This is a genomic window from Mycolicibacterium novocastrense (genome assembly GCF_001570485.1).
Taxonomy (GTDB): Bacteria; Actinomycetota; Actinomycetes; order Mycobacteriales; family Mycobacteriaceae; genus Mycobacterium; species Mycobacterium novocastrense.
Map to the genome: position 1 here is coordinate 41,469 of NZ_BCTA01000004.1, position 8,861 is coordinate 50,329.

General features: G+C 67.0%; 6 protein-coding genes. 3 read left to right on the forward strand and 3 right to left on the reverse strand.

The window, feature by feature from the left end; translation table 11 throughout:
• Positions 1-4: 4 nt before the first annotated feature.
• Positions 5-3,427: a TM0106 family RecB-like putative nuclease gene (locus tag RMCN_RS02555; RefSeq protein WP_067387046.1), complete on the reverse strand. Its 3,423-nt coding sequence runs from the start codon at positions 3,425-3,427 to the stop codon at positions 5-7.
• Positions 3,428-3,673: 246 nt separating this feature from the next.
• Between RMCN_RS02555 and RMCN_RS02560 the strand changes: the two genes are divergently transcribed.
• Positions 3,674-4,579 (forward strand): type IV toxin-antitoxin system AbiEi family antitoxin, encoded by a 906-nt coding sequence (locus RMCN_RS02560; RefSeq protein ID WP_067387048.1) that lies wholly within the window; start codon positions 3,674-3,676, stop codon positions 4,577-4,579.
• A gap of 72 nt (positions 4,580-4,651) precedes the next feature.
• On the opposite strand, the gene RMCN_RS02565 is transcribed toward RMCN_RS02560, so the two are convergent.
• Entirely contained in the window at positions 4,652-5,227 is a 576-nt protein-coding gene (locus RMCN_RS02565; protein WP_067387063.1) for an LppP/LprE family lipoprotein, read from the reverse strand.
• A gap of 93 nt (positions 5,228-5,320) precedes the next feature.
• Between RMCN_RS02565 and RMCN_RS02570 the strand changes: the two genes are divergently transcribed.
• Both RMCN_RS02570 and RMCN_RS02575 read left to right on the forward strand, forming a co-directional pair.
• Positions 5,321-7,006, forward strand: a complete 1,686-nt coding sequence (locus RMCN_RS02570) for a DEAD/DEAH box helicase (RefSeq protein WP_064413520.1) — start codon at positions 5,321-5,323, stop codon at positions 7,004-7,006.
• On the forward strand, positions 7,003-8,142 hold the full coding sequence (locus tag RMCN_RS02575; RefSeq protein ID WP_067387049.1) for an acyltransferase family protein: 1,140 nt from the start codon (positions 7,003-7,005) through the stop codon (positions 8,140-8,142). Before RMCN_RS02570 ends, RMCN_RS02575 begins: the two co-directional genes overlap by 4 nt.
• Before the next feature lie 112 nt (positions 8,143-8,254).
• Here RMCN_RS02575 and RMCN_RS02580 read toward each other — a convergent pair whose 3' ends face one another.
• Entirely contained in the window at positions 8,255-8,779 is a 525-nt protein-coding gene (locus RMCN_RS02580) for a transposase (RefSeq protein WP_067387051.1), read from the reverse strand.
• Positions 8,780-8,861 lie beyond the last annotated feature (82 nt).

Here is an 8,861-nt window from a genome sequence, read left to right on the forward strand (position 1 = left end):
CTCGTCACGCGGGTTCCCCCAGCGACAGGAAGGCGCCCAACTCGATCAAGCGGTCCGGTGTGCCCGGCAGATACTCGGTCAGCGCCTGCGAACGGACGATCACGCTGAGGTATTTCGCGCGGCTGACCGCGACGTTGAGTCGATTCCTGTTGAGCAGAAACGATATTCCCCGGGGCACATCGTCGATGGAGGATGCCGTCATCGATATGAACACCACCGGCGCCTGCCTGCCCTGGAACTTGTCCACGGTGCCGACCGCGACGTCGGACAGCCCGGCCGCCTCGAAGTAGTCGCGCACCAGCAGAACCTGCGCGTTGTAGGGGGCGACGACCAGGACGTCATTCTGGGTCAATGCGCGGGTGCCGTGCTCGTCGGTCCAGTCGCTGCCGAGCAGCGTCAGCGTCGCCGCGACGATGGCTTGGGCCTCCTCGGGGCTGCTCGTGGAGTTGCCGTCGTGGGGGATGGACACCACGCGCACACCGGGATCCTGGCCGGCGAGGCGCCGCGCGGCGGGTCGGCCCTCCGCGGACTTCAGCTTGCCCTCGTAGGACAGCCGGGACACCGGGGCGCACACCGCGGGGTGCATCCGATGGGAGCGGTCGAGAAAGTAGCCGAATTCTTCGGGCAGCGTGCGGTTTTCCTGCACCAGCCAGCCCAGCGCCGATGCGTCGACCGGCTCGGGATGGTGGCCCTGACTGACCTGCGGCAGCTGCTGCGGGTCGCCGAGCAGCATCAGGTTGTCGGCGGCCCTGGCCACGGCGATGGTGTTGGCCAGGCAGTACTGGCCCGCCTCCTCGATCACCAGCAGGTTCAGGCTGCGGGCCTCAACGCGCGTGTCGTTGGCGAAATCCCATGCGGTGCCGCCGATGACACACCCGGCGTGGTCGGCGATGAACGCCGCGTACTCGTCCTTGTCGATCGCCTGACAGCCGACGTCGTCGGGGCAGTCCTTCTTGGCGATGCGCTCTGCGTCCACCCCGGCCTTGATCAGGTCGCGAAAGAGGTTCTCCACCACCGCATGTGACTGCGCTACGACACCCACGCGCCACTGATGGTCGTTGACCAGGGTGGCGATGATCCGGGCGGCCGTGTACGTCTTACCGGTCCCGGGCGGGCCGTGCACCGCGAGATACGACGAGTCCAGGTCGAGCACCGCGGCGGTGATGTCGGCGGTGACATCGCCGGTGTGGGGCAGGGGCGAACCGCCGCGGGTGCGCGGCGGCCGGCGCAGCAGGATGTCGACCACCGCGGTGCGCGGCAGATCCGGTAACGCGGCGCTGACGTCGGCGGCCGCGGCGTCGATCGATTCGCGTAATTTCTTGGTCGGCACGATGTTTCGCGGCGTGAGCGCGAACGGCGTCTGCGTGAACGTCCCGGAAGAGGTTTCGCGTTCGCAGATCACCACCCGGGTGGGGACATTCGGGTCGTCGACCTCGATGACGTCGGCGTTACCCGCGGCACGCCGGTCCGCATTGTCGGCCATTCCCGCGGGTGAAGGCGGCTCATACAGTGCGAACACCTCTTTGCTGATGCCGCCGCCCTCCAGCGCCCCGGTCAGTTCCAGCCAGCGCTGCTGTTTGCGGGCGCGCGTCGACGGTAGATGCCAGTCCTTGACGACCACCACGCCGTCGGTGTCGACCAGGAACACGTCGCTGGTGTCGCCCCACTCGTCGACGGGGCTGTTGAGCCGGTCGAAATGCGCCCACCAGAACGGTTTGTCCTCGCGGCGGTGATATCCGCGCGCGGCGGCCATCAACGCCACGGCCGTCTGTTCCGGACTACGTTGCGCCACACCGTCTCCGGCGAAGTCCATCAGCGTGCGCGCCAGGTGATCGGTGTCCTCGACCGCGATGCTCTGGGTGACGGGCTGGGGTCCGAGCGGCGGAACGCTGGACTCGATCGCGATCTTGATCAGCCAGTCGCGCAGACGATGTGTCGATCGGCAGTCGTAGCGGTTGTAGTCCTCGATCTTCTTGAGCATGTTGTCGGCTTCGTCGTGGCGACCTTCGGCCCGCAGTTCGCAGAACCGCGCGTACATCGTGATCGACTCCGTAGCGGTGGTGACGTCGCCGGTACGCAGCTCGGAGCCCATGTACAGCGGCTCGAGGGACTTCAGGCTGTAGTTCTCCGTGCCTACCCGAATGCTCTTGCGCACCAACGGATACAGGTCGACAAGTACGCCGCTGCGCAGCAGATCGTCGACCTCGTCCTCGCCGACACCGTAGCGGCCGGCCAGCCGGAGAAGCGCCGACTTCTCGTACGCCGCGTAGTGGTAGATGTGCATCTTCGGGTACTTCTTGCGGCGCTGGCGCACCAGCTTGAGGAAGTCGACGAGGGCCCTGCGCTCGCTCGCGCGGTCATGCGCCCACAGCGGGCGGAAACCGCCGCCGACTTCGAGCACGCCCCACATGTACTCCAGGCCCCACTCGTGCCCGTCGGCCGTCCACAGGGGGTCGCCTTCGAAGTCGAAGAACAGGTCACCCTTGTCGGGATCGGGCAGCAGCGTCAACGGCTGGGGGTCGACGATCTGGTACGGCGGCTTGCCATCGACCCGCGGGGCCAGTTGCAACCGGGCCTGGTCCCGCAGCGCGGTGAACGCCCGCGTCGAAAGCTCGGCCACCGGACCGTCATGTCGCGCGAGTTCGGCGACCGTGGTGATGCCCGCGTCGAGCAGACGTGCCCGCTGGCTCACCCGCATGTTCGCGACCAGCAGCAGGTCGTCGCCGGCCCGAACCTGGGCTTCGCATTCGGGACAGCGGAAACAGGCCCGCACGGTCTCGTCGGCCCAGTCGACCGGTGCGCCCGAGGCGAAGTGGTCGTCGAGCAACCGCTGCAGGTCGTCGCGCCGGGGCCGGTAGACCGGGAGCAGCTCGTCGATGCGGTAGCTCGCGGTGGCGCCGTCGCCGAGGATGAGCTCGACCTCATCGGCAACCGGAACGCCCGCGGCGGTGAGCGTTTCGGCGTAGGCCGCCAACTGCAGCAGCGCCTCGACTTTCACCGAGCGCGCGAGCTTGGTGTCGCGCAATCGATATCGCTCACCTTCGGCGTCGCGCTCCAAGATCAGGAAGTCGGCGAAGCCGACGAACCGGCCGTCGAACATCGCGGCCTGGTAGATCACTTCTGCGCGACGCTCGACAGCGCGGCGCGTCTGCTCGGCGGCGGCGGTCAGCCCGTCGATCGTGTACGGGGGCCTGCCGATGATCGCGACGTCGGTGCGGTCGCGCAGCAGATCGAGGTGCCGCTTCTCATGCTCGTCGCCGAGCTGGGCCGTCCTGGCCAACAGCTCGTCTTCGCTCGCGACCGCGGGGCCCCGCCCGAGCTTGGCGTCGAAGGCGCGCAGCAACGCGTACTCGCAACGGGCGGCCGCTGCAAGATCGGATGCGCTGTATACGACGCGGGTTTCGGCGCCGTCGGAGGCCACGAACACGCTGCCACTGTATGTGACCCGGGCGACACCTCCCCGCTCCGCCGAACGTGGGTTACCCGCACACTCGACGCGGCCGGCGCGTGACACGAGCCCACACTCGACGCAGCCCGCGCGTGACACGAGCCCACACTCGACGCGGCCCCGACGCCACACTCCTTCGTCCCCAACGCCCCGCGTATCCACAGGACCGCCGTTCGCCGGCCCGCATCGACCGTTTGCGAGAGACCGCGTACCGACAGTGACCGCATGGATACGAATGCATCGCCGTTCATCGGCACTGAAGCGCTGGCCGCTGGAGTGGTGACAAGGCGGACGTTGGTCAGCCGCCACGACATGATCTATCGGAATGTCTACCTGCCGAAGGGTGCGACGTTGACACCCGACAGACGAGCGGCGGCCGCCTGGTTGTGGTCCGGGCGAAACGCCACCCTCGCCGGATCATCCGCAGCGGCCTTACATGGGTCTCGCTGGATCGACGAGGACCTGCCCGCCGAACTGATTCGCGTCGAGGCATGTGATGTCGACGGAATCGTCATCCATAGGGCGAAGCTGCGTGATGACGAAGTCGGCATCGTGCGCGGAATGCCGGTCACCACTCCGGCGCGGACAGCATTCGACCTCGGGCGGAGGAAAGGGCTCGAGAGGGCGATCATCGCGGTCGATGCGTTGGCGAACGTCACTGGTCTCAAGCCGGTCGACGTCGCCCGTCTCGCCGAAAACCATCGCGGCGCACGCAGTGTGGTGCAGTTGCGGCGGGTTGTGGAGCTGATGGACGGCGGCGCCGAGTCACCGCAGGAAACCCGCACACGCCTACTCCTGATCGCAGCCGGGTTTCCGAGGCCGCAGACACAGATTGTCGTCGCTGACGAGTATGGCTCCTTCGTCGGCCGCGTCGACATGGGCTGGGAGGAATACAAGGTCGGCGTCGAATACGACGGTCCGCAACACTGGGACGATCCGATACAGCATGCACGCGACATCGACCGGCTGGCCGAACTGGCGGGTCAAGGCTGGCTGATCATCCGGATCAGTCGCGATCACTTGCGCTATCGCTCGCATATCTTTCTCGCTCGCGTACGGGACGCGATGCAGGAGAGAGGTTGGCCGCATTCGGACACGGTTCGGCTCAACGCGCAAATTGCTCGGCTATAGCCCGCCGAGTGTGGGCTCGATACACGTCGCCGCCGCGAAAGGTGTGCGGGTAACCCACGTTCGGCGGATCCGTCAGCCGGTGTTGCCGATCAGCTCGACGCCGTTTCCGTTCCAGCGGAACCTCACCACGCTGTCGAGGCCGGGCACGCCGTTCGAGTAGCGCAGCGCGACCGTGTCGCCCGTGCTCTCCGACGTGTCCACGCCGTTGAACCCGTAGGTGTCGGGCGCCCCGCTCGGAATGAACTTGCCGAGGTGGAACATCACCGCCCGCGTGTTGGGGTTGGTGGCGTTGGTGTTGGCCTTGACGATGACGACCGACAACTGCGCGCACTCGTTGTAGTTGCCTGCGATCGGCTCCGGATTCCAGCCCTGGTCGCTGCGGGGGTCGCGCGGCAGCTCGGCCACCGCCCTGGTGATCTCCGGGGCGGCGAGGTTGACCGCGCAGGGGTCGGCCGCCGGTGCACCGGACGCGGCGGCGGGGGGAGCGGCCGAGGGCGGCGGTGCGGCCGGCGCCGGTGCCGAAGCGGGCATGGCGTCGGGCGTCTTGGAGACGGTGGAGTCGCTGGCTCCGCACCCGACGGCGACCACCAGCACCGCCGAGAGCGCCGCCACCGAGCCGAAGGGGCCGTTGAGTCGAACCGTGCACATCACCTGAGCCACCCTTGCAAATCGCGTCGACCAGGTCGCGCCGACACACCGCGTGGCGAATCGGGCCGCTCGCTGGCACTAGACTCGACGCCGATGACCTCCGCCGAGTCGGATGCGAGCCCCGACGGCTCGACCGGCGACCTGACCTTCGACGACCTGCAGATTCACCCTTCGGTGCTGCGGGCCGTCGTCGACGTCGGCTACGAGACGCCCTCGGCGATCCAGGCCGCCACCATCCCGGCCATGATGGCGGGTTCCGACGTGGTGGGCCTGGCCCAGACCGGCACCGGCAAGACCGCCGCGTTCGCGATCCCGATCCTGTCGAAGATCGACACCGCCAGCCGGGCGACCCAGGCGCTGGTCCTGGCGCCGACGCGCGAACTGGCGCTGCAGGTGGCCGAGGCGTTCGGCCGCTACGGCGCCCACTTGCCGGAGGTCAACGTGCTGCCGATCTACGGCGGCTCGTCCTACGGTCCGCAGTTGGCCGGACTCAAACGCGGGGCCCAGGTCGTCGTCGGCACACCGGGTCGGGTGATCGACCACCTCGAGAAGGGCCGCCTGGACCTGTCGCGGCTCGACTACCTCGTACTCGACGAGGCCGACGAGATGTTGCAGATGGGCTTCGCCGAGGACGTCGAGCGCATCCTGGCCGACACCCCCGAGTTCAAGCAGGTCGCGTTGTTCTCGGCGACCATGCCGCCGGCGATCCGCAAGATCACCAAGAAATACCTGCACGATCCGGTCGAGGTCACGGTCAAGGCGAAAACCGCCACCGCCGAGAACATTTCGCAGCGCTACATCCAGGTGTCGGGCCACCGCAAGATGGATGCGCTGACGCGTGTGCTCGAGGTGGAGGAGGGCGACGCGATGATCGTGTTCGTCCGCACCAAACAAGCCACCGAAGAGGTCGCCGAGCGGCTCAAGGCCAGAGGCTTCGCCGCGGCGGCGATCAACGGAGACATCCCGCAGGCGCAGCGCGAGCGCACCATTGCCGCATTGAAGGACGGCAGAATCGACATCCTGATCGCGACGGATGTCGCCGCACGCGGACTGGACGTCGAACGCATCTCCCACGTCCTGAACTACGACATCCCCAACGACACCGAGTCCTATGTGCACCGCATCGGTCGCACGGGCCGGGCGGGCCGGTCCGGGTCGGCGTTGCTGTTCGTCACCCCGCGCGAGCGCCACCTGCTCAAGGCCATCGAGAAGGCCACCCGGTCCAAGCTGGTCGAGGCGGAACTGCCCACGGTCGAGGACGTCAACGCCCAGCGGGTGGCGAAGTTCCGCGACTCGATCACCGAAGCGCTCAGCGCTCCGGGCGTCGACGTCTTCCGCAACATCATCGAGGACTACGAACGCGAGCACGACGTGCCGATCGCCGACATCGCGGCGGCGCTGGCCACCCAGGCGCACGGCGGTGACGAGTTCTTCATGGTCGAACCGCCACCGGAGAAACGGCGCGAACGTGACGAGCGTCCCCGCCGCGACAAGCCCGACCGCAAACCACGCGAAGGCCTGGCCACCTACCGCATCTCGGTGGGCAAGCGGCACAAGGTCGGGCCCGGTCACATTGTCGGCGCCATCGCCAACGAAGGTGGTCTGCACCGCAGCGACTTCGGCCACATCACCATCCGCCCGGATTTCTCGTTGGTGGAGCTGCCCGCCGATCTGCCCAGGAAAACACTCAAAGCCCTCGAGAACACCCGTATCTCGGGGGTGAAGATCAACCTGCAGCCCGACCGACGGCCGGACAAGGGCCGGCACAAGCAGAGATGACGCTGTCGCGCGGCTTGGACGCGCAGGGCGGATTGGAATCCGTCAGCAGGGCCGAACGAGTCTCCTCGCTCACCGGTATCCGCGCCGTCGCCGCCCTGTTGGTGATGTTGACCCACGCCGCGTACACGACGGGCAAGTACCCGCAGGGCTATGTCGGTCTGGTGTACTCCCGCGCCGAGATCGGCGTGCCGATCTTCTTCGTGCTCAGCGGATTTCTGTTGTTCTCGCCGTGGGTGAAGGCCGCGTACGCGGGGACGCCCCCGCCGTCGACGCGCCGGTACGCCTGGCGCCGGGTGCGACGGATCATGCCGGCTTACGTGGTCACCGTGCTGGCGGCGTACGTCGTTTACCACTTCCGCACCGCGGGCCCGAACCCCGGGCACACCTGGGAGGGGTTGCTGCGCAACCTGACTCACACTCAGATCTACACCGACAACTACCTGTACTCGTATCTGCATCAAGGCCTCACCCAGATGTGGAGCCTGGCGGTGGAGGTTGCGTTCTACGCAGTGCTGCCGCTGCTCGCGTGGTTGCTGCTGGTGGTTTTGTGTCGACGACGGTGGCGTCCGGGCCTGCTGATCGGCGGACTGTCCGCCCTGGCGCTGATCACACCCGCATGGCTGGTCCTCGTGCACACCACCGATTTCCTGCCCGACGGCGCGCGGCTGTGGCTGCCGTCGTACCTCGCCTGGTTCATCGGCGGGATGCTGCTGGCGGCGCTGCAACCGCTGGGGGTCCGGGCCTACGGCCTGGCGTGCATACCGCTGGCGGTGGCGTGCTATTTCATCGCATCCACGCCCATCGCCGGGGAACCGACCACCTCGCCCGCCGAGTTGCGCGAGGCGTTGGTGAAGGCGTTCTTCTACGCGGTGATCGCGACGCTGGCGGTGGCGCCGCTGGCGCTGGGGGATCGCGGCATCTACGCGCGTGTGCTGTCGAGCCGGCCGATGGTGTTCCTCGGCGAGATCTCCTACGAAATCTTTCTGATCCACCTGATCACGATGGAACTGGCGATGGTCGAGGTGCTGCACTATCCGATCTACACCGGTTCGATCGTCATGCTGTTCCTCGTCACCTTCGTGATGACGGTCCCGCTGGCGTGGCTGCTGCACCGGTTCACCCGCGTGCGATCGTGACGCGATCGCGCACGCGCACTAACGGGTAGATCGCACGCGTCCGGTGGCTGTTGCGATTTGTGAGTGGTGACCGGTGGGATCGGGTGAGTGCTGTGTCGGGCCATCGGGGTGTTCACCCCAGGGCGACGGCTTTGTGGTGCAAGCGGTTGAGGTTGAGTACCGCGGAGGCCAGGTGCAGTTCGGCGGTGACGGCTTGCAGGCCTCGGCGGGCAAAGCGGCGTAAGCCGATTTGGTCTTTGAGATGTCCGATGACTGGTTCGACGGTGGCTGAGCGGCGTTTGTAGGCTTTCGCGTTCTCGGGTTGGCGCATCTTGTGGCGCATTGCATCCAGTGGCGACAGATCCGGTGGGGGCGGCCCATCGGTCGGGTGGCGGTTGGTTTTGTCGTGGACCTCGCGGCCTTTGCCGGGGGCGATCAGCCGGGGCGGGTCCTCGCTGGTGAGGTTGTCTTCACTGAAGTAGCCGGCATCGGCCAAGGCCAGTCCGATTGTCTTGCCCAGCGTCTGGGTCTGAGTGCTGGCTGCGGCCAACGCCGGTGTGAAGCAGTTCGTGTCGTTGGCGTCTTGGGACACATGCACGCCGATTACGAGATGGTCATTGGAGCACACGATCTGGCTGTTGTAGCCCGGGCGTGTCATTCCATCTGTGTAAGTCCGGGGTGGTCCAAGATCGGACCGCCGTTCGGGCGGACAGAAGGAGTGATTTGTGACCAAGGCCATA